The following is a 24,389-nucleotide window of genomic DNA, read 5'->3' as shown; positions in this document are numbered from 1 at the left end:
CGCATATAGAGCAACTCGTCGCGTAATACGCAACAAGCGGGTGAACATGTCGAGTCTGGTCTCCACCCTTCCCGGCCGCTCCTACACCGACCCCGAGATCTTCCGCGAGGAACAGGAGAAGATCTTCGAAGGCCTCTGGTTCTGCGCGGTCAGGACCGACGAACTCCCGCGACCCGGCGCCTTCAGGACCGTCAGGATCGGCAGGGAGAGCGTGATCGTCGTCCGCGGCCGCGACGGCGTCTTACGCGCCTTCCTCAACGTCTGCCGGCACCGGGGCGCGCAACTGTGCGCCGAGCCGGAGGGCGAGGTCAAGCGGACCATCCGCTGCGTCTACCACGCCTGGTCCTACGACCTCGACGGCAGGCTCGTGGCCGCGCCCAACCTGGTCAAGATGCCGGACATCGACCGGGTCGAGTACGGCCTGATCCCCGTTCACCTGCGCGAATGGCTCGGCTACGCCTGGCTCTGCCTGGCCGACGCCCCGCCCTCCTTCGAGGAGACGGTCACCGGCGCCGCCACGGAACGGCTCGGCGACCCCGCCGCGATCGAGCACTACCACGTCGACAAGCTGGCACTCGGCCGCCGCGTCGTCTACGACGTACAGGCGAACTGGAAGCTCATCGTCGAGAACTTCATGGAGTGCTACCACTGCGCCACCATCCACCCGGAGCTGACCGCGGTGCTGCCCGAGTTCGCCGGGGGCTACGCGGCCCAGTACTACGTCGGCCACGGCGCGGAGTTCGCCGAGCGCGTCGAGGGGTTCACCGTCGACGGCAGGGCGGGCTTCGGCAAGCTGCCCGGCGTCTCCGCCGAGCAGGACCGGCGCTACTACGCGATCACCGTCAAGCCGCAGGTCTTCATCAACCTCGTGCCTGACCACGTGATCATGCACAGGATGTTCCCGCTGGCCGCCGACCGCACGGTCGTGGAGTGCGACTGGCTCTACCATCCCGACGTGGTGGCGGCCGGCGCCGACCTCACGCACTCCGTCGAGCTCTTCCACCGGGTCAACGAGCAGGACTTCGACGCCTGCGAACGGACCCAGCCCGGCATGTCCTCACGCGCCTACCGCGCGGGCGGCGTGCTGGTGCCCAGCGAGCACCACATCTCCGCCTTCCATCAGTGGGTGAACCATCGCTTGCGCGGATAGCGCACGCGCAGCGCGCCGTACTTGCTCTCGCCGCTGATCCTGATGTGCGGTACGCCGGGCCGCGGCCGGCTGGGGACGTCGGAGGAGGTCGAGCCCCACTGGTTGGCGAAGGCGTCCACGTTGGCCGAGGCGCCGGGCGGCAACACGACGCTGGCGGAGCCGTACGTGAGATCGAACACGACGTCCACCACGGGATGCGACAGGACCGCCTCGGAGAAGTCGAGGTCGACGCTGCCGTACTTGGACGTGACGCGCAGGTGGCGCGGCACGTCCCAGTCACCGGAGCGCTTGACGTGGCCGTTCTTCGTCTCCAGATGGACGGTCTCCTCGGCGACGCGCGGCGCGGGCAGATCCGCGACGACCGCGAGCAGGTCGCCGTAGGTCCGGCCGGAGAAGACGAGGCTCAGGCGTTCGTCCAGCTCGGCGGGGGTGAGGCGGCCCTCGGCGAAGGCGTGTTGCAACTGCTGGGCGGTGCGATCCCGATCCTCGTCGGCGACGCGCACGTGCAATTCCGACATGGTTCGAGCATAGGTTCGCAGTCCTCAGAACGGGAGCTTCCTTCCCGAGGGCGTGCGCAGATCGAGGGGAAGCGGCCGGCGCGGGAGGTGGGGGCGCCGCACGATCTGGATTCTCTTCACACCGGAGAGATACCCATCGGGAAGCCTTGAAGTCATCCGCTCGGAGTAACGTGTGGCTTGATGCTGGCGGACCCGTTCGCGCACCCGGCCCTCTTCTATCGGGGCGACCGGGAGTACGTCGCTGCCATCACCTCGTTCGTGCGCGAAGGGCTGGCGAGCCTGGAGCCGGTCGCGGTCGCCGTCCCCGCGGAACGGCTGGCCGTCCTCGTCCCCGCCCTGGCCGCGGACGCCGAGCGGATCATGCTGGTGGACATGGCCGACGCCGGGCGCAACCCCGGCCGGATCATCCCCGCGGTGCTGACCGACTTCGCCGACCGCCACCAGGGCGAGCGGGTGCGGATCGTCGGCGAGCCCATCTGGCCGGGACGCTCCTCCGTCGAGTACCCCGCCTGCGCCCAGCACGAGGCGCTGATCAACTACGCCTTCGTCGGCCGCCAGGCCACGATCCTTTGCCCCTACGACGCCGAACGGCTCGCGCCCGGCGTGCTGAGCGAGGCCGAGCGCACCCACCCGGTGGTACGCGAGACCGGCGGCGAGCGCCACAGCCACGCCTACGCGCCCGAACTGGTCATCACCTGGCACAACCGGCCCTTCCCCGAGCCGATCGAGCCGATCTCGCTCCGCTTCGACAGCACCAACCTGGGCTCCGCCCGCGCGCTGGCCGCCTCCCAGGCCGCGCTGGCCGGCTTCACCGGTACCCGCCTCGACGACGTGCGGCTGGTGATCGCCGAGCTGGGCGCCAACAGCCTCGACCACGGCGGCGGCACCGGCCTGGTCCGCATCTGGACCGAGGACGGCCACCTGGTGTGCGAGGTCAGCGACGCCGGCCACATCACCGACCCGCTGGCCGGCCGCCGCCCGGTCGACCCGCGCATGGCGGGCTCGCGCGGGCTGCTCATCGTCAACCTGCTCAGCGACCTGGTCAGGGTCCACACCTGGGCGGGCGGCACTGTGGTGCGCACATACTTCGCCGTGACCTGATCCTGTCCTGGCCGGGGTAGACCCGACTCATGAACGGCCTGCGCCCGATGCGCCCGCGCGACACCGCCGAGTCGCACCGCGTGGCGACCCCGCTGGAGCTCTTCTTCGACCTGTGCTTCGTGGTCGCCGTCTCCTTCGCCGGGAGCCAGCTGCACCACGCGCTGTCCGAGGGGCATCTGGCTCAGGGGCTGAGCGGCTACCTGACGTGCTTCTTCGCCATCTGGTGGGCGTGGATGAACTACACCTGGTTCGCCTCCGCGTACGACGTGGACGACTGGTGGTACCGGATCACGACGCTCGTGCAGATGTCGGGCGTGCTGGTGCTGGCCGCGGGCGTGCCGAGGGCCTTCCAGGACGGCGACATCAGCCTGTTCGTGCTCGGGTACGTGATCATGCGGCTCGCCATGGCCTCGCAGTGGCTGCGCGCCGCGGCCGGGCATCCGGAGGGACGGCGCACGGCGCTGCGGTACGCGGCCGGGATCTGCGCGGCGCAGGTGGCGTGGGTCGTGCTGCTGTTCGTGCCGCAGGAGTGGCGCCTGGCCGGGTTCGTGGTGTGCGCCCTTGCCGAGCTGGCGGTGCCGGTGTGGGCGGAGGCGGCCGGCCGTACACCGTGGCACCCTCACCACATCGCCGAGCGCTACGGGCTCTTCACGCTGATCATGATGGGCGAGAACGTGCTCGCCGCGACCGTCGCGGTGCAGGAGGCCGGCCGCGAGCACGGGATCCAGGCCGGGCTGATCGTGCTGGCGGTCTCCGCGCTGGTGATCGTCTTCGCGCTGTGGTGGATCTACTTCGCCCCGCCGACCGCCGACCTGCTCACCTCCAACCGGCGCGCCATCCCGTGGGGCTACGGCCACTACCTGATCTTCGCCGGCATCGGCGCGCTGAGCTCGGGCGTCGAGGTCAGCCTGGACCATCTGACCGGCAAGGCCCACATCCCGGCCGTCGCCGCCGGGTACGCGGTCGCGGTGCCGGTGGCCCTGTTCCTGTTCATGGTCTGGCTGCTGCACCTGCGCCCGCACCGTTACGGCGGAGCCGACACGGCCGCCTTCCTGGCCGCGACCGCGCTGGTCCTGCTGGCGCCGCTGACCCCGCAGCCGGTGCCGGTGATGGCCGTGGTGTGCGCGGCGCTGGTGATCCTCACCGAGGCCGGCCGGTGGCGCAGGCGGTCCCGACCCTGAGGAGGCGGGCCCTACCAGGGTCTGTCTCCTCGCAGGTCAGAAGGGCCCTTCGGGGGCACCCCCGACCAAGGTAGTAGGGGGCTGATCAGGGCTGCTTAGGGTCGATCTCGGATACTCGCGAAAGCCGTATTCCACGACCTTTGAGGCATGAAGGGATTGCTCGTCAGCGGATTCGCGGCCATCGGCACCGGAAGCGGCGCCATGCTCACCTTGCACGCCGAGGCTGGGCTCGACCCGTTCCACAGCGTGATCAGCGAATACGCCTGGGCATCGGGCGGCTGGCTCCTGCCCGCCTCACTGACCCTGTTCGCGCTCGGCTCGGCGCTCATCGCCGAGGCGCTGCGCCGTTCGGGCACCGACCGGCGGGTCGTCTGGCTGCTGGTGGCCTGGGGGACCTGCATGTTCCTCATCGGCGCCTTCCCGACCGACCGCCCCGGGGTCCCGCTGTCGCTGTCGGGCGGCATTCACAGGTACGCCGCTTTCGCCGCCTTCCTGGCCATGCCGCTCGCGGGCATGCTGCTGGTCAGGGCGCGCATACGGTACGCCCCGGCCATGAAGGTCCTGTGCGGCGTCGCGCTGGGCGCCCTGCTCCTGGTGGTCGTGCCCTACGTGGTGCGCATGTTCGGCATCCCGCTGGACAACGCCGACATCCCCGCCGGGCTCACCCAGCGGGTGGTCGTGGTGTCGGAGCTGGCGGTGCTGGCCCTGATCGGGTTCTCGATGCTGGCCAAGGGACGCCGCCGTCAGCGCTCCCAGGGCGCGCGCTCGTCCATCTTGGCGTAGTACCTGGCGAGGTGGCCGCGTACCCGGTCGACCTCGTCCCGGGGGAGCTTCACACCGCCTCTCACGCCGTCGAGTATCCCTCCGGCGGCACCGCCTTCAGCTCACCGTTGACGACGTCGGCGATCGGCAGCTTGTACGCGCCGAACTCGCCGGCGTCGTACCAGATGAAGGCGCGTTCGTAGGCGTCGTTGGGCTGTCATACCGGACCGGCTACCCGATTCCCGGGCAGGAATCGGGGCAGGAGGAGATCAGTGACTCCTACTTTGGGATGGCCGAAATGACGATTCTGATCGCGTACGACGGTTCGGACGACGCCAAGGCGGCGATCTCCTTCGCCGGCCGGGCGCTCAAGAGCGAGAACGCCGTCGTGCTCACCGTCTGGGAACGCCTCGCCATGAGCGCCGCCCGCGCCTCCGTGGGCATGGTCATGGCCCCCGAGTTCTCCGCCGCCGAGGACGAGGCGGTCGGCGACGCCATGCGGAAGCTGTCCGAGCAGGGGGCCGAGCTGGCCAGGAAGGCCGGGTTCGAGGCCACGGCCAGATGCGAGCTGGACGGCGTGGCCGTGTGGTCGACGATCGTGGACGTGGCCAATGAGCTCGACGCCGCCCTCATCGTCACCGGCACCCGAGGGCTCGGCGGGGTGAAGTCCCTTCTGCTCGGGAGCACCTCCGACCGGGTGCTGCACCACGCGAGCCGGCCCGTCCTGGTCGTTCCGGCGCCGGAGCGGGAGGAGTAGCCCGGCCGGTTCACCGTCCGTTCACCGAAGTGTCGGTCCGATGGTGCAGAGTCTCCTTCTCGGACAGACCTAGGGGGACCGGTGGCCGAACGGCTCGCGCGCAGGCTCGGCACCACCGACGCGGTGGTGATCGGGCTGAGCGCGATGATCGGCGCGGGCGTGTTCGTGGCGTTCTCGCCCGCGGTCCAGGCGGCCGGCTCGTGGCTGTTCCTGGCCCTCGCGATCGCCGCGGTCGTCGCCTACTGCAACGCGACCTCCTCGGCGCGGCTGGCCGCCCTCTACCCCGAGTCCGGCGGCACCTACGTCTACGGCAGGCGCCGGCTGAGCCCCTTCTGGGGGTACCTGGCCGGCTGGGGCTTCACCGTCGGCAAGACCGCCTCCTGCGCCGCGATGGCGCTGACGTTCGGCGCCTACGTGGCCCCGGCCCTGACCCAGCCGCTGGCGATCGGCGCGGTCGTGGGCGTGACCGCGCTCAACCTGCTGGGCGTGCAGCGCTCGGCGGGGGCCGCCCGGGTCATGGTCGCCTTCGTGCTGGCGGTGCTGGCCATGGTCATCGCCGCCGGGCTGCTGACCGGTCCGGCGCCGCCGTTCTCCCTGACCGACCCGACCGCGTACGGCATGCCGGACCCGCTCGCCATACCCGGCTGGCTCGGACTCCAGCCCGAGCCGGAGCCGGAGACGGGGCTCACCATGACCGCGGTGGCGGTCGCCGGCGGGGGCTCCTGGAGCCTTCCGGGCGTGCTGCAGGGGGCCGGGCTGCTCTTCTTCGCCTTCGCCGGCTACGCGCGCATCGCCACGCTGGGGGAGGAGGTGCGCGACCCGTCCCGCACGATCCCGCGCGCCGTCGGCATCGCCCTGGCCGTCACGCTCGTCGTCTACGCGCTGGTGGCGCTGGCCGCCCTCCACGCGCTCGGCCCGGAGCGCCTCGGGCTGTCGCGGGCCCCGCTGGCCGACGTGGCCAGGACCGCGGGGGTCGCCTGGCTGGTGCCCGTCGTTTCGGCCGGCGCCGCCGTGGCAGCGCTGGGCGCCCTGCTGGCGCTCGTGCTGGGCGTCTCGCGCACCGTCCTGGCGATGGCCCGCAACCGCGACCTGCCGGCGTTCCTCGACGCGATCCACCCGGCCCGGCAGGTGCCCCACCGCGCCGAGCCGGCCGTGGGCGTGACGGTGATCATCCTGCTGTTGCTCGCGGATCTGCGCGGCGCCATCGCGTTCTCCTCCTTCGGCGTCCTGGTCTACTACGCGATCGCCAACGCCGCCGCCCTGACCCTCACCAGAGACGAGGGCGCGCCGCGCCGGGTCATCCCGGTCGCGGGTCTCGGGCTCTGCCTGCTCCTGGCGTTCACGCTGCCCTGGGCGGCCGTGGTCGCCGGTCTGGCCGTGTTCGCCTTCGGCGCCGTGCTGTGGTTCCTGCGGCACCGCGGGCATCGCCCGGCCGCGGGGCGTTGACCGCGCCACGCGGGCGACTTACGGTTGCGCGATCAGACCAGCCGGTATGGAGGTTCGGGATGCCCACCGTCAGCACCGTCCGCGGTCCCGTCGACGTCGAGGAACTCGGCCAGACGCTCATGCACGAGCACGTCTTCGTCGTCTCCACGGAACACCTGGAAAACTACGGCAAGGGTTTGTGGTGGGACGAGGAGTTCCGGGTCGAGGACGCGGTGCTGAAACTCGGCGCGATGGCCGCCAAAGGGGTTCGGACCATCGTCGATCCCACGGTGTGGGGGCTCGGGCGTTACATCCCGCGTATCCAGCGGATCGCGGCGGCCGTACCGGAGCTGAACATCATCGCCGCGACCGGGATCTACAGCTACCACGAGCTGCCGCACCAGTACGAGCACCGGGGCCCCGGGCTGATTCTCGACATGCCGGACCCGATGATCGACGACTTCGTGCGCGACCTGACCGAGGGCATCGCCGACACCGGGGTCAAGGCGGCGTTCCTCAAGTGCGTGGTCGAGCAGGACGGGCTCACGCCCGGTGTCGAGCGGATCTGCCGGGCGGTCGCGCGGGCGCACACGGAGACCGGGGCGCCGATCACCGTGCACACGAACTCGTTCACGCAGTCGGGGCCGGTGGCGCTCGACATGTTCGCCAAGGAGGGCGTGGACCTGACCAAGGTGGTCGTGGGACACGCCGGGGACACCAACGATCTCGACTACCTGATGCGGCTGGCCGACACCGGGGCGACGCTCGGGATGGACCGGTTCGGCCTCGAGCTCTACAACCCCACGGCCCAGCGGGTAGCCACGATCGCGACGCTGTGTGAGAGGGGCTACTCCGATCGGATGGTGCTGAGCCATGACGCGGCCTGCTTCATGGACTATTTCGGGGGGATGTGGGATGAGGCCCTCGCGACGGCGGCGCCCAAGTGGCGCTACGATCACATCCACGACGACGTGCTGCCCGCCCTGCGCGCCTCGGGTGTGACCGATGAGCAGATTGAGCAGATGCTGGTGTTCAACCCGAGACGCCACTTCTCGTAAAGTGGTGGGACCGGAAGACCGACGCAGGTAGGTGGAGCTGGGTGACTTCGGAGCAAGCCCTGTCGATCAGCCTGGGCCTTCAGGGGCCCTGTGTCATCGCAAGGCTCACCGGGGACTTCGACTTCGGCTCCGCGGCCGAGGTGCGCGACCGTGTCACCAAGGCCCTCGACCTCACCCAGCCGCCCATGCTCGTCATCGACATGCAGGCGGTGAGCGTCTGCGACTCCTCGGGTCTGTCCGTCCTGGTCTACCTGCACAAGGCCGTCACGGCCTCCGGCGGGCGGCTGTTGCTGGCCGGGCTCAACGGCCGCTGCAAGCACCTGTTCGCGATCACCGCGCTGGACAAGTTCTTCGACATCCGCACCACGGCGGAGCTGGCCATCGCCGAACTCAGCGACGACGGGAATTCGCCGCCGTTTACCGGGTAGTCGCCGGTGCATGTCATCGGAAGAGCCCGACCTGCTGGGCATGTACCTGCGCCAGATCGGCAGGACGCCGCTGCTGTCGGCCGCGGACGAGGTCGATCTGGCCAAACGCATCGAAGCCGGCCTCTACGCCGGCCATCTGCTCGCGGGCGGCGCGGACTGCGCCGACCTGCGGCAGCTCCGCGCGGACGGCGAGGACGCCAAGGACCGGCTGATCCGGGCGAATCTGCGGCTGGTGGTGTCGACGGCCAAGAAGTACGCGCACCGCGGGCTGCCGCTGCTCGACGTCATCCAGGAGGGCAGCCTCGGGCTGATCAGGGCGGTGGAGAAGTTCGACTACCGGCGCGGGTATAAATTCTCCACCTATGGGATGTGGTGGATCCGGCAGGCGATCGAGCGCGGCATTCACGACAAGAGCCGTACCGTCCGTTTGCCGATCCACGTGGCCGAGAACGTTTCCCGATTTTTCCGGATAGAGCGGCGGTTGGCGATCGACCTGGGCCGCCCGCCGTACGACATGGAACTGGCGGAGGCGTCGGGACGCTCGCTCGGCGAGATCACCGAACTGCGCCGGCTCGCCCGGGAAACGGTCAGCCTCGACCTGCCCGTGGGGGAGGGCGGCGACACGAGCATGGGCGACCTCATCCTCGACGAGGACGGGTTCAGCGCGGCGGAGCTCATGGAGTGGCGGGCGTTGAGCGAGGAGCTGGAGGTCGTGTTCACGACTCTCCCGCCGCGCGAGGCGTTCATCCTGAGATTCCGGTACGGCCTGGCCGGCGCCCGCAAGCAGACTTATACCGAAATAGGCTCCCGGCTCGGGCTGACCAGGGAGCGCATTCGGCAACTGGAGAAACAAGCCCTGAAACGACTCCGCCAGTGTGAGCCGTTACTCGCGTGGGCGTCATAACGCGCATTGACTGTCCAGAACGCCTGATGGTTAATCAAGGTAACTGAGGTCGCTTCAAACAGGGGGAAGCGGCCGTCCAGATAGTTCTGGGGGCAGAATGCTCAGACGTCTCGCCGGAGCCTTAGCGATCACCACGGCCGCCACGACCTTGGTGATCGCCGCACCCTCCGCCGCGAACGCCTCGTCCACCACCACCATCGCCACCATGGAAGCCGCAAGGAAACAGCTCATCCGCACCAAGATCTACTGGGGACGGTGCAAGGACACCTGCCGGATCCGGGTGCGGATCAAGAACATCTCCTCCAAGCGCCTCTACGACGTGAACCTGCGCGCCAAACTGCGCGTGAACGGCCGCTACATGGGCCTGTGCCGTGACCACGTGGGCCAGATCCGGCCACGCGGCGTCCGCTGGGCGTCCTGCACGGTCCGCGGCTCGAAGCTCAACCGCATGTGGGACCGGTACCTGGACGGCCGGATCCGCTGGGACACCCGCGTCAACACCGTCGTCCACTACGAGTGGTACGGCTGACCTGCCCTAGCGCTGGACCGTGCCATCAGCACGCGAAAAAGGGGTCGAACCCGGTTCGACCCCTCACCGTGGTTCGTGGACCTAGGCGGTGATCATCAGAGCGAGACCGATCAGCACGACGATCGGGACGACCCAGACCACGGCCTCAGCAGCGAACTCCTTGTACATCGTGTAGATCTCCCTCTGGTCGCCCGGATCCGGGCCGTGGAAATGTCAACGTGCAGCATAGCCGTACGAGATGAGAACTCCGTCCACACGACCGTGTGCGAGACGTCACTCCTCCGGCTGTGGCCGCCGCGCCAGGGTCTTGCGCAGGCCGGCCAGCGACTCGTCGGCCATCCGCGCGGGGAGTCCGGGGGCGTCCGCGTCGATCTGCGTATGGATCGCCGGCTCGTCGGCGACCCGTCGCGTCCATGCCCGTACCACCGCGGGCATCGCGTCCGTCGCCTCCCGGCTGAGAGTCGCCTCCCTGGGCAGCCACACCGTCAGGAACGCCGACACCCGCGCCGGACTCCACCACAAGCCCCGATCCCCCACAAACTCCACCAGCACCCGATACGCCTCCGCCGCCCCGGGAACGCCATCCAACTCGGAGAACTCCGCCAGACCAGGCACCCCGAACCCACCGCCCACCGGGCCCGCGGCCGGCCCGCCCACCGGGGCCGCGGCCGGCTCACCGGGCTGTGCCAGGTCCGCCGGCCGCGCGTGGTCCGGTTGCGCCGGATCTTCGGTCGGCGGCGTCCCGGCTGCGGCTGGCGAGGTGTGGGCTGGGCCATCGGCCAACTGGGTCTCGGTCGCCTGGGTCTCGGCCGCCTGGGCCGGCTCGCCGGTCGGCCGGGCATGGGGCTGTGCCGGGTCTTCGGTCGGCTCGGCTTGGGTGTGGGCCGGGATGGAGCGGGTGCGGGCGAGGGTGAAGGCACGTAGCGGGGGGAGGGTGTCGGCCACGGGGGCGCCGAGCAGCATGTCCAGCAGCGAGAAGGCCTCCAGGACGCGTCCGGCGACCAGCGCCGGGTCGGCCGGGCTCAGGCCCAGGTCGTCCAGGAACTTGGGCTCCTCGACCGCGGCGTCCACCGCGATGCCGCCGTTGACCTGGTCGATGGCCACCACGACGGTGTGGGGTTCCTTGCCGTTCCGGTATCGGAAGGTGAGTGCCGCCAGGACCTGCTCGCCGTAAGGGTCGGCCTTGCCGTACCAGGCGGACTCACAGGTGACCTCACCCATCCGGCCAGCCCACTCCGGCCCCGGGTCGGCAGCCCGCACAGGCGTACCCACCGCGGTGAGCGCCGCGGCCACAAGAGCCGCCTCCGCCCCGGAAGCATCCTCCAGCAGCGCGCCGAACTCGTCACCGCCATCCTCATCGAACTCGGCGACCAACCGGCTGGCCCACAACTCAGCCCGCAGCGGCGACCGCCATCTCAGCAGATCGCCCGCCTGCGCAATGGCCGCCCCATACCGGTCACTCGTCGTCATCCCTCGACCGTATCGCCTGCCCACACACCCCACGCACCCACAAGACAACCCCCGGCCCCTGCACGGGGTGGCGCAGCTGTCCGAAAGGGTGCCGGAGACGGCTCATGCCGCCTGGACTTGTGGGTCCGGGCGGCATGAGATGCCTGTCGGCAAAAGCGTGACCGGGTGGGGTCAGCGGGGGTCGTCGCCGGTCAGGCCGGCCTTGCGGAGGGCTTCGGCCATCGCGCCCGACGGGGCCGGGCGGCGGCCGCCGTCGCGACCACCCCGCTGGTTGCCGCCACGCTGGCCGTCGCGGTTACCGCCCTGGCCGCGCGCGTTGTCGCGACCGCCGCGGCCGTCACCGCCCCGGCCGGTGCCGCCCTGGCCGTCGCCTCGGCCGGAACCGGCCTTGCCGTCGCCACGGGCTCCGCCGCCGCGGGAGTCACCGGTCCTGGCGTCGCCACGGCCGCCTCTGCCCTCGCCGCCCTGCCCAGGACCGCCCCTGCCGGAACCGCCCTGCCCGGGACCGCCCCTGCCGGAAGCCCCCTGCCCAGGACCGCCCCTGCCGGAAGCCCCCTGGCCGGAAGCCCCCTGACTGGTGCCGCCCTGGCCGGATCCGCCTCGGGGGCGGTCGGTTCTGGGGCCTCGGGGGCGGGAGTCGCTTTCGGTGTCGTCTTCCAGGCGCAAGGTCAGGGAGATGCGCTTGCGGGGGATGTCCACGTCGAGGACCTTGACGCGGACGATGTCGCCCGGCTTGGCCACGTCGCGCGGGTCCTTGACGAAGGTGCGGGACATGGCCGAGACGTGTACGAGCCCGTCCTGGTGGACGCCGACGTCGACGAAGGCGCCGAAGGCGGCCACGTTGGTGACGACGCCCTCCAGGATCATGCCCGGCGTCAGGTCGGACAGCTTCTCCACGCCCTCCTTGAACGTCGCCGTCTTGAAGGCGGGGCGCGGGTCGCGGCCGGGCTTCTCCAGTTCGCGCAGGATGTCGGTGACGGTCGGCAGGCCGAAGGTGTCGTCGACGTAGTCGTGCGGTTTGAGAGAGCGCAGGGTCGCGGTGTTGCCGATCAGCGTCTTCAGGTCGCCCTCGATCGCGCCGAGCATGCGGCGCACCACCGGGTACGACTCGGGGTGCACGCTGGAGGAGTCGAGCGGGTCGTCGCCGCCGGCGATGCGCAGGAAGCCGGCGCACTGTTCGAAGGCCTTGGGGCCCAGGCGCGCCACGTCCTTCAACGCCGTGCGGGTGCGGAAGGGGCCGTTGCTGTCGCGGTGCTGGACGATGTTGTCGGCCAGGGTGGAGCCGATGCCGGACACGCGGGTCAGCAGGGGCGCCGAGGCGGTGTTGACGTCGACGCCCACCGCGTTCACGCAGTCCTCGACGACCGCGTCGAGTGAGCGGGAGAGCTTGGTCTCCGACAGGTCGTGCTGGTACTGGCCCACGCCGATGGACTTGGGGTCGATCTTGACCAGCTCGGCCAGCGGGTCCTGCAGCCGGCGGGCGATCGAGACCGCGCCGCGCAGCGAGACGTCCAGTTCGGGAAGCTCCTGCGAGGCGTACGGCGAAGCCGAGTAGACCGAAGCCCCCGCCTCGGAGACCACGATCTTGGTGATGCCGGGCATGTGCTTGACCAGCTCCCCGGCGAGCTTGTCGGTCTCGCGGGAGGCGGTGCCGTTGCCGATGGCGATCAGCTCGACGTTGTGGCGCTGGGCCAGCGCGCCGAGGGCGGCCAGCGACTGGTCCCACTGCCGCTTGGGCTCGTGGGGGTAGATGGTGGCGGTCTCGACGACCTTGCCGGTGGCGTCGACGACCGCGACCTTCACGCCGGTGCGCAGGCCGGGGTCGAGGCCCATGGTGGCGCGGGTGCCGGCGGGCGCGGCCAGCAGCAGGTCGCGCAGGTTGGTGGCGAAGACGCGCACCGCCTCCTCCTCGGCCTCCTGCCACATGCGCATGCGCAGGTCGAGGCCCAGGTGGACGAGGATGCGGGTGCGCCAGGCCCAGCGCACGGTCTCGCCCAGCCACTGGTCGGCGGGCCGTCCCTGGTCGGCGATGCCGAAGCGGGCGGCGATGCGCGGCTCGTAGTCGGTGCCCTCGTCGGGCTCCAGCGTGAGGGAGAGGATCTCCTCCTTCTCCCCGCGGAACATCGCCAGGATCCGGTGGGAGGGCAGCTTGGTGAACGGCTCGGCGAAGTCGAAGTAGTCGGAGAACTTGGCCCCCGCCTCCTCCTTGCCCTCGCGTACCTTGGCCGAGAGCTGCCCGCGGCTCCACAGCTGCTCGCGCAGCTCGCCGATGAGGTCGGCGTCCTCGGCGAAGCGCTCGATGAGGATGGCGCGCGCGCCTTCGAGCGCGGCGGCGGCGTCGGCCACGCCCTCGGTGAGGAAGCCCTCGGCCACGGCCAGCGGGCTCAGCGAGGGGTCGGCGAGCAACTGGTCGGCCAGCGGCTCCAGCCCCAGCTCGCGGGCGATCTGCGCCTTGGTGCGCCGCTTGGGCTTGTAGGGCAGGTAGATGTCCTCCAGGCGGGCCTTGGTGTCGGCCGCCATGATCTGCGCCCTGAGCTCGTCGTCGAGCTTGCCCTGCGACTCGATCGACTCCAGGATGGCCGCGCGCCGCTCTTCCAGCTCGCGCAGGTAGCGCAGCCGTTCTTCGAGCGTGCGCAGTTGCGCGTCGTCGAGGGTGCCCGTGACCTCCTTGCGGTAGCGGGCGATGAACGGCACGGTGGCGCCGCCGTCGAGCAAGTCGACGGCCGCCTGAACCTGCCCTTCGCGCACCCCGAGTTCTTCCGCGATCCGCTGGTGAATAGAGAGCACTTGCCTGCCTTTCGATGGTCCCCGCCGGTCAATTGTGCAGGACCGCGCCGTCTTTCATGACCAGAGAGCGGGGCGGATGGGTCACCACTGCCTCGGCCGCGCCGCCTGCCGGCACCACGACGAGGTCGGCCCGGTCGCCCGCGGACAGGCCGTAACCGGTGAGGCCGAGCGCCCGCGCGCCGCCGTAGGTCGCCGCCTCCAGCGCGAGCTCGATGTCGGGATCGGAGCGGAACGTGCTGCGGTAGGCCAGGTGCATCGCCCGCTCCAGCATGTCGCCCGAGCCGTAGGGCCCCCACAGGTCGCGGATGCCGTCGTGGCCGCAGGCGATGACCACCCCGGCCGCGCGCATCCTCTTCACCGGTGGCACCGGGAAGCTGTAGACGGCGCCGGTGGCCAGCGCCACGCCCGCTTCGGCGAAGCCCTCGGCCAGGCGGTCTTGGTGGGCCTCGTCGATCTGGCCCAGCGCGTAGGCGTGGCTGACCGTGACCCGGCCGCCCAGCCCCAGCGCCCTGGTGCGCTCGGTGATGAGCTCCAGCTCCCAGGCGCCGAGCGTGCCGCCGTCGTGGAGGTGGATGTCGAGGTGGGCGCCATAGCGCTCGGCCAGACCGAAGATCAGGTCGAGGTGGCGCACCGGGTCGCGGTCGATGCCCGCGGGGTCGAGCCCGCCGACCGCCTCCACGCCGCTCTTCAGCGCCGCTTCGAGCAGCTCGGCGGTGCCGGGGTTGGTGAGCACGCCGTGCTGGGGGAAGGCGACCTGCTGCACGGTGACCGGGACGCGGCCGGCCGCCTCGCGCACCGCCTCGACGCCGCGCAGGCCGACCTCGGGGTCGATGTCGGTGTGGGTGCGGGCGTGGGTGGTGCCGCAGGCGCTCATCCGCCGCAGCAGCCGCTCGATCCGCTCCACGCTGGGCACGCCCAGCTCGGCCCGCCTGGCCAGGTCGTTGCCGATCCGTCCGGCGAGGGTGTCGTCGGCGGAGTGGGGCACCCACGGCCCGCCGTAGAGCGTCTTGTCGAGGTGGCAGTGTGACTCGACGAGGCCGGGCAGCACGAGCTGGCCGGTGACGTCGACGACGCGGGCGGCGGAGGCGTCGAGCGCGGGGCCGACCCGCTGGATCAGGCCGTCGCCCACCAGGATGTCGGCCGGCGCCCCATGCCCCCAGGGGTGGCCGCCGCGCAGGAGTGTCGCGGTCATGGCAGAACCATAGACCCGGGGACCGACGAAACTCAGCCCCCGCCGAGCCTTCCCACGGGTGCGACCACGTGGTGTTTCGCCCCTGTACAGACCCATTCGGGGGTGTTGTTCACGTGCAGTCCGAAGCCGTGCGCGGGGCAGAGCGGCCAGCTCGTCCAGAGCGCCTCGACGATGATCTCCTGGGCGACGTCGGCCACCTCCGCCAGCGGGTCGGCGCTCTGGCGCGGGTCGAAGCCGGTGGACGAGGCCTGCCCGCCGTACGCCACCCGCAGCCACCCGTCGCCCCACGCGGGCGCGCACACGCGCAGCCGCCCAGGGACCGCGGTCGCGTCGAGGTCGCGCTGCACCGTCCGCACGGACCGGTCCAGGCGGGCGAAGCCGGTGAGGAGAGCGTGAAGATCCAGGTCAGCCGGTACGGCCACGCCCAGTCCCTCCAGCGCGACGGCCAGCTCCACGACCCGATCGCCGGCGAGCTCACCGGCCGAGATGGCCGCGTGAACCTCCCCGGCCACCTCCTCGAACGTCACCTGATCTCGCTCAGATGCGCCACGTTGGCCACGTCGTCCGCGTCGGTGCTCGGCGTGCCGGCGAACCACGCGTCCAGGATCTCGGTGAGCAGCGCCGGCGACGTCAGCCGGATGCTCAGGGCGAGCACGTTGGCGTCGTTCCACGTGCGCGCGCCGTCGGCGGTGTGGGCGTCGGCGCACAGGGCCGCGCGCACGCCGGGAACCTTGTTGGCCGCGATCGCGGCGCCCGTGCCGGTCCAGCAGGAGACGACGGCCTGTTCGGCCCGCCCCTCCGCCACGTCACGGGCGGCCGCCTCGGACGCCCAGGCCCAGTCGTCGCGCTCGTTGTCGTCGAGCGCGCCATGAGTGATCACTTCGTGGCCGCGAGCACGCAGCTCGGCCACCACCGTCCCGGCCACTCCGTCGAGGCTGTCGGCCGCCACTGAAATGCGCATGCTCTGATGTTCTCGTGCCTTCGGCTGGAATCGAACCAGCGACCTCCTGCTCCGCAAGCAGGCGCGCTCTCCACTGCGCCACGAAGGCGTGACGGGTGCGGGGATCGAACCCGCCTGGAGCGGCTTATGAAACCGCCGGGCACACCAGCGCCCCCACCCGTCCGGACATGCGAATGCCCCGGGAACCATGTCCCGGGGCACGAGTCGTACGTTCCTAGGCCCAGGACATGCCGCTACGGCGGTCACGCATTCGGAGGGTGTTCATGACTGGTCCTTTCGGGCGATGTGACGAGGATGTCGTGAAGGGGGCGTGCGGTGCAACGGGATTAATGCCGGTCTCCACCAGGTTCGCAGCCGGGATTGGCCATGTGGGCACGAACGGGAGTTCGCGGGGGTAAGTGATAAACGACCACTACGGTGGCTTGTGTGCTGATCAAAGAGGATGACATCCCTGCTCTCGCGAGGGGCTGCGCGGTGCTGGGCACCGGAGGCGGCGGAGACGTACGCACCGGTTCGTTAGCTGCGCGGCGGGCGATCCAGGCGTACGGCGGGGTTCCGCTCATCGGGCTCGCCGATCTGCCGGAGGACGCCCTGATCCTTCCGCTGTCCGGGATCGGCGCGCCGACGGTCAGCCACGAGATGATCCACAGCGTGGACGAGCCGAAGCGGATCGCCGAGGAGGTGGAGCGCATCTTCGGCCGCGCTCCGGCCGCGGTGATGTCCTCGGAGATCGGCGGCGGCAACGGGGTGGCGCCGGTCGCCTGGGCGGCCCAGCTCGGGCTGCCCCTGCTCGACGCCGACGGCATGGGACGGGCGTTTCCCGAGGTCCAGATGGTCTCCATGTACGTGGCCGGGCTCCCGGCCGACCTGGTGATCATGTCGGACGTGGCGGGAAACATCGTGACCATCAGGCCCGTGGACGGTTTGTGGTCGGAACGGCTGGCCCGCGCCGTCTGCGTGGCCGCCGGGTCGAGCGCGCTGATGGCCGACTACGTGCTGTCCGCCGGACAGGCGCGCGGCGCGGTCATCGAGGGTACGGTCACCCGCGCGATAGCCGTGGGCAGGGCCACCGAGCACACCGCAGACCCGCTCCGCGCCCTCCAGGACGAACTGGGCGCGCGCCGCCTGATCACCGGCAAGCTCACCGACGTCGAACGCCGTACCTCGGGCGGCTTCGTCAGAGGCTCGGCCGTGATCGAGGGCACCGGCGCCGACCGGGGCCGCACGCTCACCCTGGAACTCCAGAACGAGAACCTGGTCGCGCTGGAGGACGGCCGGGTCCGCGCGATCGTCCCCGACCTGATCACGGTCGTGGACACCGAGACCGCGATCGCCGTCCAGACCGAGTCGCTGCGTTACGGCCAGCGTGTCACCGTGCTCGCCTGGGCCTGCGACCCGCTCTGGCGGACCGAGAAGGGCCTGGAGACCGCCGGCCCGGCCGCGTTCGGCTACGACCTGGACTACGTGCCCGTGGAGGAGCTCGCATGACGTTGCGCATCGGAATCGACGTCGGCGGCACCAACACGGACGCGGTGGTGCTCGACGCGGCCGACCGGGTGGTGGCCAAGGCCAAGCGCGCCACCACGGCCGACGTCACCGGCGGCCTGCGCGCCGCCCTGGACGCCGTCCTGACCGACCTGGCCCGCACCGCCCCCGCGGACCGGGTCGGCAGGGTCATGCTGGGCACCACCCACGCCACCAACGCGATCCTGGAGCGCCGCAACCTCGGCAGGGTCGCGGTGGTGCGGCTGGGCGCGCCCGCGACCACGTCCGTGCCGCCGCTGTCGGACTGGCCCGCCGACCTGCGCGCCGCGGTCTCGGCGGGCGAGGCGATCCTGCCCGGCGGCCACTACGTGGACGGCCGCCCGATCAGCCCGCTCGACCTGGACGCCGTCCGCCGCTTCCTGGACGGCGTCAAAGCCGACGCGGTGGCGGTGTCGGGCGTGTTCAGCCCGGCCGACGCCGAGCACGAGCGCCTCGTCGGCGAACTCGTCGAGCGCGAGTACGGCCTGCCGGTCAGCCTCAGCCACGAGATCGGCTCGCTCGGGCTCCTGGAGCGCGAGAACGCGACCGTGCTCAACGCCGCCCTGTACGGCGTGGCCGCCGCGGTCACCCGGGCGCTGGTGGAGGCCCTGGCCGAGCGGAGCCTGACGGCGCGGCCGTACCTGGCGCAGAACGACGGCACGCTGATGACGGTGGAGTACGCCGCCCGCCTGCCCGTCTCCACGATCGGCTCGGGACCGGCCAACTCGCTGCGCGGCGCGGCGTTCCTGTCGGGGGTGAAGGACGCGATCGTGGCCGACGTCGGCGGCACCTCCACCGACCTGGGCGTGCTCATGGGCGGCTTTCCCAGGGAGTCGGCCGCGGCGGTGGAGATCGGCGGCGTTCTCACCAACTTCCGCATGCCCGACATCCTGGCCATCGCGATGGGCGGCGGGACCCGGCTGCGCCCCGGTGCGATCGGCCCGGACTCGGTGGGGTACCGGCTGGCGGAGTCCGCGCTGGTCTTCGGCGGTACGGTGCCCACCATGACCGATGCGGGCGTGCAGGCCGGGCGGATGCCAGGCGCGCCGCGCGAGTGGCGTTCGGCGCTGGACGAGCACGCGGCCGCGGCGGACATGCTGGCAGATAGCCTGGTCATAGCCGACGAGATGGTGGCCGACGCCGTGGACCGCATGTCACTGGGCCGGGCCGACCGCCCGCTGGTCGCGGTGGGCGGCGGCGCGTTCCTGCTGGCCGGGCGGATCCCCGGTGTCAGCCAGGTGATCAGGCCCGAGCACGCCGAGGTGGCCAACGCAGTCGGCGCCGCGATCGCGCTGGCCAGTGGCCGGGTGGACACGATCGTGCCGGCGGGCGCCGGCCGCGGGCGCGCCATCGAGCGGGCCAAGGAGGAGGCGGCGGCGAAAGCCGTACAGGCGGGGGCCGATCCCGCACGTGTTGAACTGGTGGATGTGCACGAGGTTCCGCTGAGCTATCTGGCGGAGCCGGCGGTGCGCCTTCATGTAAAGGCCGCAGGTCCGCTATCGAATTGACGCCCAACGGCGGACGTTCGTCGCTACGATCTTGCCGCGGCTGAAGCCGGACGAAACCCATTGAAAGGACCCCATATATGCACTGGCACAAGCGACTGGCCGTCGCCGGGGTCGCCGGCGCCGTCGCTCTGACCGCCTCCGCCTGCGCGGGCGGACAGGTGCGCGGAGCCGGCGGGACGCCGGGGCCCAGCGAGTCGGCCGCCGCCACCGGCGGGGCCGCGCCCAAGCAGAACGACGCCACCTTCGTCTACTCGCCCAACCTGGGCGTGGTCACCGACTGGGACCCGGCCACCTCGTACTCCAACGAGATCGTCGCCATGTCCAACATCTACGAGGGCCTGACCAGGTACAACGCCGAGACGAAGAAGCCGGAGCCGCGCCTGGCGACCGAGTGGACGTCGGCCAAGGACGGCAAGGAGTGGACCTTCAAGCTCCGTCAGGGCGTGAAGTTCCACACCGGCAAGCCCATGGACGCGGAGGCGGCCAAGAAGGCCATCGAGCGTACGATCAAGATGAACGGCGGCCCCGCCTACATCTGGAGCGCCGTCGACACCATCGAGGCCGTCGATCCGGCCACGCTGAAGTTCACGCTCAAGTACGCCACGCCGCTCGACCTCGTCGCCTCCGCCGGGTACGCCGCCTACATCTACGACGTGGACGGCGTGGACAAGGACGGCAAGAAGGACGGCGGCACCGGCCCGTACACGATCGACCAGTGGCAGAAGGGCAAGGAGACCGAGCTCACGCTGAAGGCGTACGAGGGCTACTGGGGCGGGTGGAAGCCCGACCAGTACAAGAAGGTCGCCTTCCGGGTCACCCCGCAGCTCACCACCGCCTGGCAACTGCTGCAGCGGGGCGAGGTCAACTACGTGCAGCGGCTCAACCCGCAGTTGTTCGAGCAGGCCGGGATGACGCAGGGCGTCCAGGTGAAGCAGACGCCGTCGTTCCAGAACCTGCTGGTGTTGTTCAACACCGAGTCGGGCCCCACCAAGTCCGCCGCGGTACGGCAGGCCCTGCAGCTGGCCATCGACTACGACGGCCTGGCCGCGGCGCTCAAGGGCGCGGGCACCAAGAGCAGCGGCCTGGTCCCGCAGGGGCTTCTCGGCCACGTCTCCGGCCTGGAGGCCAAGCAGGACCTGGGCAAGGCGCAGGAGCTGCTGCAGTCGGCCGGTTACGGTCCCGACAACGAGGAGCTGAAGCTCAAGCTGACCTACGCCCAGGGCGACGACGACCAGAAGCTCCTGGTCACGCTGCTGAGCTCGGCGCTGAAGAACGTCAACGTCGCCGTCGAGGCCAAGCCGATGGCCTGGGAGGCGCAGTGGGACCTGGGCAAGAAGAAGGGCCAGGACGTCTTCGTCATGTACTGGTACCCGGACTACGCCGACGCCTACAGCTGGTTCCTCAACGTCTTCCGCAGCAAGGACCAGCCTGAGTTCAACCTGTCGTACCTGAAGGACGCCGAGATCGACAAGGCGATCGACTCACTGCCCGAGCTGACCGCCACCGACCAGCTCAAGGCCGACCAGGTCTACTCCGAGCTGCAGAAGAAGATCATCCAGGAGAAGGCCGCGGTGGCGGTGCCGTACGTGCAGACCTATCAGCGCGCGCTCACCGCCGACGTGAAGGGCTACGTCGACAACCCGGCCTACCCGAACGTGGTGTTCTTCTACAACCTGTCACGCTGATGTGGCGTTACCTGCTCCGCCGGCTCGGCCAGGCTCTCCTGGTCGTGGCCGGCGTGGTCACGCTCACCTTCGTGATCATGCGGCTGGTGCCGGGCGATCCGGCGGTGGCCTTCGCGGGGCCGAAGGCCTCGCCGGAGGAACTGGCGGCGGCGCGGGCGCGCTTCGGGCTGGACGACCCGGTGCCGGTCCAGCTGTGGAACTACGTGCGTGACCTGGTGACCGGCGACTGGGGCACCAGCCTGCACACCAGGCGACCGGTCCGCGACGACCTGATGACGGCCTTCCCCGCCTCGCTGGAGCTGGTGGGGACGGCGCTGATCCTGGCCATCGCGCTGGGCATCCCGATCGGCGTGCTCGCCGCCCGCTACAAGACGAGATTTCCGGACCTGGGGGTACGCGTCGGCTCCATGCTGGCCGTCTCCGTCCCCGTCTTCTGGCTGGCCCTGGCCGTACAGACGGTCTTCGCCAGCAACCTCGGCTGGTTCCCCGTGGCCGGCGAGTACGACGGGAGCCTGGACACCACCAGCCCGCTCACCCTCTGGACCAACATCACGATCGTGGACGCGCTCATCACCGGCAACTGGCCCATCTTCACCAGCACGCTGCAGCACCTCGTCCTGCCCGCCCTCGTGGTGGCGGCCTACCCGGCCGGCGTGATCGCCCAGCTCACCCGCGCGGCGCTGATCGAGGAGGCGGGCCAGGACCACGCCAGGCTGGAGCGCGCCCTGGGCTTCTCCGAGTCCAAGATCCTCACCAGGTTCGCGCTGCGGGCCGCGCTCAACCCCGTCCTGTCGCTGATCGCCCTGGTCTTCGCCTACGCCATGGTCAACGGCTTCCTGGTCGAGGCGGTCTTCAACTGGCCCGGCCTCGGCCGCTACGCGGTCGACTCGATCCGCTCGCTCGACACCCCGGCCATCGCCGGGATCACACTGATGATCGCGATCGTGTACGTGCTGAGCAACCTGGCCGTCGACCTCCTGCAGGGCGTCGTGGACCCGAGGGCGAGGGCCCGATGAAGGCCGCGGAACTGCGCAGGACACTGCCCAGGATGCCCGACCGGTTCGCCGCCGCCGGGGCCGTGCTCATCGTCCTGGTCGTGCTGGCCGCGCTCTTCGCGCCGTGGCTGGCGCCGTACCCGGTGGACGAACCCAAACCGCTGGAGGCGCTGCTGCCGCCGAGCGGCGAGCACTGGTTCGGCACCGACCAGGTGGGCCGCGACGTGTTCACCCGCGTGCTGTACGGCGGGCGTACCTCGCTGGGCATCGCCGTGGCCGTGCTGGCCGCCTCCGCGCTGGTCGGCGTTAGCCTGGGCATGATCGCGGGTTACGCGGGCGGCTGGCTGCGCGACGTGATCATGCGGATCACCGACATCTTCCTGGCCTTCCCCGCGCTGCTGCTGTCGCTGGCGCTGGCCGTGGTGCTCCAGCCGAGCGTCACCACGGTGATCGTGGCGATCGCGGTCACCTGGTGGCCCTGGTACGCGCGGCTGGCCGCCTCGGTCGCCGCCTCCGTGGCCAACCGGCCGTACGTGGACGCCGCCCGCTGCCTCGGCGTGCCCGCGCCGCTGATCGTGGCGCGACACGTGCTGCCCAACTCGCTGACCCCCGTGCTCGTCCAGGTCTCGCTCGACGCCGGTGGCGTGATCCTGACCGCCGCGGCCCTGTCCTACCTGGGCCTCGGCGCGCACGAGCCGACCGCGGAGTGGGGCCTGATGGTCGAGCAGGGCCAGACCCTGTTCACCACGAACTGGTGGGTCGTCACCTTCCCCGGCCTGGCGATCGTGCTGACCGCCTTCGCCTTCAACGTGCTGGGCGAGGGCCTGCGCAACGCGCTTGACCCGAGAAGGGTGGTGCGATGATCGAGGTACGTGACCTGGAGGTCCGCTACGGCGCGCGGACCGTCGCCCGCGTCCCCGAACTCGACGTGGCCGCGGGCGAGTGCGTGGCGATCGTGGGGGAGAGCGGCTCGGGCAAGTCGACGACGCTGATGTCGCTGCTGGGCCTCACCGAGAACGCCGACGTCTCGGGCAGCATCAACGTCTGCGGCCTGGACGTGCGCACGGCCTCGCCGCGCGAGCTGCGCGCGATCAGAGGCGCCCGCGCCGCGTTGGTCATGCAGTCGCCGCAGGCCGCGCTCAGCCCGACCACCCGCCTGGGCACGCTGATGCGCCGCGCGCTGAAGCTCCACGGCGTCACCGCCGACCCGGTGGCCGCGGTCCGGGCGGTCATGCTGGACCCGGCGATCCTGCGCCGCTACCCGCACGAGATCTCCGGCGGCCAGGCCCAGCGCTTCGCGATCGCGCTGGCCATCGCCCTGGGCGCGGAGGTCGTCCTGGCCGACGAGCCCACCAGCGCCCTGGACGTCACCGTGCAGGCCGAGGTGATCACGGTCCTGCGCCGCCTGCAGCGCGAGCGCGACCTGGCCATCCTGCTCGTCTCCCACGACCTGGCCCTGGTCAGCACCATCGCCGACCGGGTGCTGGTCATGAAGGACGGCGAGGTCGTGGAGTCGGGCCCGGCCGCGCGCGTCCTGGCCGACCCGTCCCACCCCTACACCCGCGACCTGCTGGAGGCCACGCCGTGACGATCCTGCGCGCGCAAGACCTCACGCTGGGGTATGGCAGGCAGTCCGTCGTCCACGACGTGAGCCTGGACGTGACCACCGGCGGCGTCGGCCTGATCGGCGAGAGCGGCTCCGGCAAGACCACGCTCGCCCGCGCCTTCCTCGGCCTCCTGAAGCCCCAGAAGGGCACCATCTGGTACGGCACGCAAGAACTGAAAAAAGCTGACATGCGGGCCTTCCGGCGCGACGTCCAGCCGGTCTTCCAGGCCGAGTCGCTCAACCCCCGCAGGCGCGTGGGCGCCTCGATCGCCGAGGGCCTGCCCGACCGGGACCGCGTCGGCGAGCTCATGGAGCAGGTCGGCCTCGACCCCGCCCTGGCCGTCCGCCGCCCCCACGAGCTGTCCGGCGGCCAGCGCCAGCGCGTCGTCATCGCCCGCGCCCTGGCCGTCGGCCCGAAGCTGCTCATCCTCGACGAGCCCACCAGCGCCCTGGACGTCACCGTGCAGGCCAAGGTGCTCGACCTGCTGGCCGGGCTGGACACCGAACGCCTGCTGATCACCCACAACCTCGCCGTCGTGGGCAGGCTGTGCAGAACCAGCCACGTGCTGTTCGCCGGGCGGGTGGTCGAGTCAGGACCGACCGCGGAGCTGCTCGCCGCCCCTGCCCACCCCTACACCAGGGCGCTCAGGGACGCCGTGCCCACACTGGGCGGGCAGCCGCCCCAGGCGGGCACCAGCGCGCCGCCCGCCGAGACGGGGTGCCCGTTCCGGTCACGCTGCCCGCTGGCCGTACCGGAGTGTGAGCGCGCGCCGGAAACGCGTGCGGTGGGGGAGGGCCGCACGGTGGCCTGCCACCGCGCGGAGGACGTGCTCGCCGGGTCCTAAGGC

General features: G+C 71.0%; 23 protein-coding genes and 2 tRNA genes. 17 read left to right on the top strand and 8 right to left on the bottom strand.

Annotated features, from left to right (window positions below; all coding sequences use genetic code 11):
• Positions 1 to 46: 46 nt before the first annotated feature.
• Positions 47 to 1,150, top strand: a complete 1,104-nt coding sequence (locus ACFWY5_RS00695; protein ID WP_379630170.1) for an aromatic ring-hydroxylating dioxygenase subunit alpha — start codon at positions 47 to 49, stop codon at positions 1,148 to 1,150.
• Here the strand turns inward: ACFWY5_RS00695 and ACFWY5_RS00690 are convergent.
• Positions 1,120 to 1,668 carry a DUF1707 domain-containing protein gene (locus ACFWY5_RS00690; protein WP_379610330.1) on the bottom strand — a complete coding sequence of 183 codons (549 nt, stop codon included), beginning with the start codon at positions 1,666 to 1,668 and terminating at the stop codon, positions 1,120 to 1,122. The two genes, ACFWY5_RS00695 and ACFWY5_RS00690, sit on opposite strands and share 31 nt — an antisense overlap.
• A gap of 180 nt (positions 1,669 to 1,848) precedes the next feature.
• Here ACFWY5_RS00690 and ACFWY5_RS00685 point away from each other — a divergent pair, with 180 nt between their 5' ends.
• The 9 genes from ACFWY5_RS00685 to ACFWY5_RS00645 all read left to right on the top strand — a co-directional run bounded on the left by ACFWY5_RS00685 (position 1,849) and on the right by ACFWY5_RS00645 (position 9,813).
• Positions 1,849 to 2,769, top strand: coding sequence for an anti-sigma factor RsbA family regulatory protein (locus ACFWY5_RS00685; RefSeq protein ID WP_379610329.1), 921 nt, complete (start codon positions 1,849 to 1,851; stop codon positions 2,767 to 2,769).
• Positions 2,770 to 2,798: 29 nt separating this feature from the next.
• Positions 2,799 to 3,950 carry a low temperature requirement protein A gene (locus tag ACFWY5_RS00680; RefSeq protein WP_379630169.1) on the top strand — a complete coding sequence of 384 codons (1,152 nt, stop codon included), beginning with the start codon at positions 2,799 to 2,801 and terminating at the stop codon, positions 3,948 to 3,950.
• A gap of 147 nt (positions 3,951 to 4,097) precedes the next feature.
• A complete protein-coding gene (locus ACFWY5_RS00675; RefSeq protein WP_379610326.1) occupies positions 4,098 to 4,733 on the top strand; it encodes a DUF998 domain-containing protein in 636 nt (211 codons plus the stop codon).
• Positions 4,734 to 5,010: 277 nt separating this feature from the next.
• Complete coding sequence (locus ACFWY5_RS00670) at positions 5,011 to 5,469, top strand: universal stress protein (protein WP_379610325.1); 459 nt, start codon at positions 5,011 to 5,013, stop codon at positions 5,467 to 5,469.
• An 81-nt stretch (positions 5,470 to 5,550) separates the two neighbouring features.
• A complete protein-coding gene (locus ACFWY5_RS00665) occupies positions 5,551 to 6,915 on the top strand; it encodes an APC family permease (RefSeq protein ID WP_379630168.1) in 1,365 nt (454 codons plus the stop codon).
• Positions 6,916 to 6,974: 59 nt separating this feature from the next.
• Entirely contained in the window at positions 6,975 to 7,952 is a 978-nt protein-coding gene (locus ACFWY5_RS00660) for a phosphotriesterase (protein ID WP_379630167.1), read from the top strand.
• Positions 7,953 to 7,993: 41 nt separating this feature from the next.
• A complete protein-coding gene (locus ACFWY5_RS00655) occupies positions 7,994 to 8,380 on the top strand; it encodes an STAS domain-containing protein (protein ID WP_379610321.1) in 387 nt (128 codons plus the stop codon).
• A gap of 10 nt (positions 8,381 to 8,390) precedes the next feature.
• Complete coding sequence (locus ACFWY5_RS00650) at positions 8,391 to 9,284, top strand: RNA polymerase sigma factor RpoD/SigA (protein WP_379630166.1); 894 nt, start codon at positions 8,391 to 8,393, stop codon at positions 9,282 to 9,284.
• 97 nt (positions 9,285 to 9,381) lie between these two features.
• Complete coding sequence (locus ACFWY5_RS00645) at positions 9,382 to 9,813, top strand: hypothetical protein (RefSeq protein WP_379610319.1); 432 nt, start codon at positions 9,382 to 9,384, stop codon at positions 9,811 to 9,813.
• A gap of 273 nt (positions 9,814 to 10,086) precedes the next feature.
• Here ACFWY5_RS00645 and ACFWY5_RS00640 read toward each other — a convergent pair whose 3' ends face one another.
• The 7 genes from ACFWY5_RS00640 to ACFWY5_RS00610 form a co-directional block, all read right to left on the bottom strand.
• Positions 10,087 to 11,283, bottom strand: a complete 1,197-nt coding sequence (locus ACFWY5_RS00640) for a hypothetical protein (protein ID WP_379630165.1) — start codon at positions 11,281 to 11,283, stop codon at positions 10,087 to 10,089.
• Between the two features lie 171 nt (positions 11,284 to 11,454).
• Positions 11,455 to 14,070 carry a Tex family protein gene (locus tag ACFWY5_RS00635; protein ID WP_379630164.1) on the bottom strand — a complete coding sequence of 872 codons (2,616 nt, stop codon included), beginning with the start codon at positions 14,068 to 14,070 and terminating at the stop codon, positions 11,455 to 11,457.
• Positions 14,071 to 14,098: 28 nt separating this feature from the next.
• Positions 14,099 to 15,262 (bottom strand): amidohydrolase, encoded by a 1,164-nt coding sequence (locus tag ACFWY5_RS00630; RefSeq protein ID WP_379630163.1) that lies wholly within the window; start codon positions 15,260 to 15,262, stop codon positions 14,099 to 14,101.
• A 32-nt stretch (positions 15,263 to 15,294) separates the two neighbouring features.
• On the bottom strand, positions 15,295 to 15,789 hold the full coding sequence (locus ACFWY5_RS00625) for a hypothetical protein (protein ID WP_379630162.1): 495 nt from the start codon (positions 15,787 to 15,789) through the stop codon (positions 15,295 to 15,297).
• Positions 15,786 to 16,223: an RpiB/LacA/LacB family sugar-phosphate isomerase gene (locus tag ACFWY5_RS00620; protein ID WP_379610313.1), complete on the bottom strand. Its 438-nt coding sequence runs from the start codon at positions 16,221 to 16,223 to the stop codon at positions 15,786 to 15,788. The genes ACFWY5_RS00625 and ACFWY5_RS00620 overlap by 4 nt, the downstream gene beginning before the upstream one ends.
• A gap of 15 nt (positions 16,224 to 16,238) precedes the next feature.
• A tRNA-Arg gene (locus tag ACFWY5_RS00615) sits at positions 16,239 to 16,311 on the bottom strand.
• A gap of 1 nt (position 16,312) precedes the next feature.
• A tRNA-Met gene (locus tag ACFWY5_RS00610) sits at positions 16,313 to 16,385 on the bottom strand.
• Positions 16,386 to 16,649: 264 nt separating this feature from the next.
• On the opposite strand from ACFWY5_RS00610, the gene ACFWY5_RS00605 reads away from it, so the two are divergent.
• The 7 genes from ACFWY5_RS00605 (at position 16,650) to ACFWY5_RS00575 (ending at position 24,386) form a co-directional block, all read left to right on the top strand.
• Entirely contained in the window at positions 16,650 to 17,711 is a 1,062-nt protein-coding gene (locus ACFWY5_RS00605) for a DUF917 domain-containing protein (RefSeq protein ID WP_379610312.1), read from the top strand.
• Positions 17,708 to 19,255: a hydantoinase/oxoprolinase N-terminal domain-containing protein gene (locus tag ACFWY5_RS00600; RefSeq protein WP_379630161.1), complete on the top strand. Its 1,548-nt coding sequence runs from the start codon at positions 17,708 to 17,710 to the stop codon at positions 19,253 to 19,255. Before ACFWY5_RS00605 ends, ACFWY5_RS00600 begins: the two co-directional genes overlap by 4 nt.
• Positions 19,256 to 19,332: 77 nt before the next feature.
• On the top strand, positions 19,333 to 20,940 hold the full coding sequence (locus ACFWY5_RS00595) for an ABC transporter substrate-binding protein (RefSeq protein ID WP_379630160.1): 1,608 nt from the start codon (positions 19,333 to 19,335) through the stop codon (positions 20,938 to 20,940).
• Positions 20,940 to 21,956, top strand: coding sequence for an ABC transporter permease (locus ACFWY5_RS00590; protein ID WP_379630159.1), 1,017 nt, complete (start codon positions 20,940 to 20,942; stop codon positions 21,954 to 21,956). The genes ACFWY5_RS00595 and ACFWY5_RS00590 overlap by 1 nt, the downstream gene beginning before the upstream one ends.
• Entirely contained in the window at positions 21,953 to 22,798 is an 846-nt protein-coding gene (locus tag ACFWY5_RS00585; RefSeq protein WP_379610308.1) for an ABC transporter permease, read from the top strand. Before ACFWY5_RS00590 ends, ACFWY5_RS00585 begins: the two co-directional genes overlap by 4 nt.
• A complete protein-coding gene (locus ACFWY5_RS00580; RefSeq protein ID WP_379610307.1) occupies positions 22,795 to 23,523 on the top strand; it encodes an ATP-binding cassette domain-containing protein in 729 nt (242 codons plus the stop codon). Before ACFWY5_RS00585 ends, ACFWY5_RS00580 begins: the two co-directional genes overlap by 4 nt.
• A complete protein-coding gene (locus ACFWY5_RS00575; RefSeq protein WP_379630158.1) occupies positions 23,520 to 24,386 on the top strand; it encodes an ABC transporter ATP-binding protein in 867 nt (288 codons plus the stop codon). Before ACFWY5_RS00580 ends, ACFWY5_RS00575 begins: the two co-directional genes overlap by 4 nt.
• Positions 24,387 to 24,389: the final 3 nt, after the last annotated feature.

Source organism: Nonomuraea sp. NPDC059007 (assembly GCF_042740555.1).
Taxonomy (GTDB): Bacteria; Actinomycetota; Actinomycetes; order Streptosporangiales; family Streptosporangiaceae; genus Nonomuraea.
Note: the sequence above shows the minus strand (reverse complement) of the source record. Positions and strands in the feature narration are given on the sequence as shown.

Coding starts and splice junctions, on each gene's coding strand:
- ACFWY5_RS00695 (WP_379630170.1), top strand. CDS start 47: ATGTCGAGTCTGGTCTCCACCCTTCCCGGCCGCTCCTACACCGACCCC.
- ACFWY5_RS00690 (WP_379610330.1), bottom strand. CDS start 1,668: ATGTCGGAATTGCACGTGCGCGTCGCCGACGAGGATCGGGATCGCACC.
- ACFWY5_RS00685 (WP_379610329.1), top strand. CDS start 1,849: ATGCTGGCGGACCCGTTCGCGCACCCGGCCCTCTTCTATCGGGGCGAC.
- ACFWY5_RS00680 (WP_379630169.1), top strand. CDS start 2,799: ATGAACGGCCTGCGCCCGATGCGCCCGCGCGACACCGCCGAGTCGCAC.
- ACFWY5_RS00675 (WP_379610326.1), top strand. CDS start 4,098: ATGAAGGGATTGCTCGTCAGCGGATTCGCGGCCATCGGCACCGGAAGC.
- ACFWY5_RS00670 (WP_379610325.1), top strand. CDS start 5,011: ATGACGATTCTGATCGCGTACGACGGTTCGGACGACGCCAAGGCGGCG.
- ACFWY5_RS00660 (WP_379630167.1), top strand. CDS start 6,975: ATGCCCACCGTCAGCACCGTCCGCGGTCCCGTCGACGTCGAGGAACTC.
- ACFWY5_RS00650 (WP_379630166.1), top strand. CDS start 8,391: ATGTCATCGGAAGAGCCCGACCTGCTGGGCATGTACCTGCGCCAGATC.
- ACFWY5_RS00645 (WP_379610319.1), top strand. CDS start 9,382: ATGCTCAGACGTCTCGCCGGAGCCTTAGCGATCACCACGGCCGCCACG.
- ACFWY5_RS00640 (WP_379630165.1), bottom strand. CDS start 11,283: ATGACGACGAGTGACCGGTATGGGGCGGCCATTGCGCAGGCGGGCGAT.
- ACFWY5_RS00630 (WP_379630163.1), bottom strand. CDS start 15,262: ATGACCGCGACACTCCTGCGCGGCGGCCACCCCTGGGGGCATGGGGCG.
- ACFWY5_RS00620 (WP_379610313.1), bottom strand. CDS start 16,223: ATGCGCATTTCAGTGGCGGCCGACAGCCTCGACGGAGTGGCCGGGACG.
- ACFWY5_RS00600 (WP_379630161.1), top strand. CDS start 17,708: ATGACGTTGCGCATCGGAATCGACGTCGGCGGCACCAACACGGACGCG.
- ACFWY5_RS00595 (WP_379630160.1), top strand. CDS start 19,333: ATGCACTGGCACAAGCGACTGGCCGTCGCCGGGGTCGCCGGCGCCGTC.
- ACFWY5_RS00590 (WP_379630159.1), top strand. CDS start 20,940: ATGTGGCGTTACCTGCTCCGCCGGCTCGGCCAGGCTCTCCTGGTCGTG.
- ACFWY5_RS00585 (WP_379610308.1), top strand. CDS start 21,953: ATGAAGGCCGCGGAACTGCGCAGGACACTGCCCAGGATGCCCGACCGG.
- ACFWY5_RS00580 (WP_379610307.1), top strand. CDS start 22,795: ATGATCGAGGTACGTGACCTGGAGGTCCGCTACGGCGCGCGGACCGTC.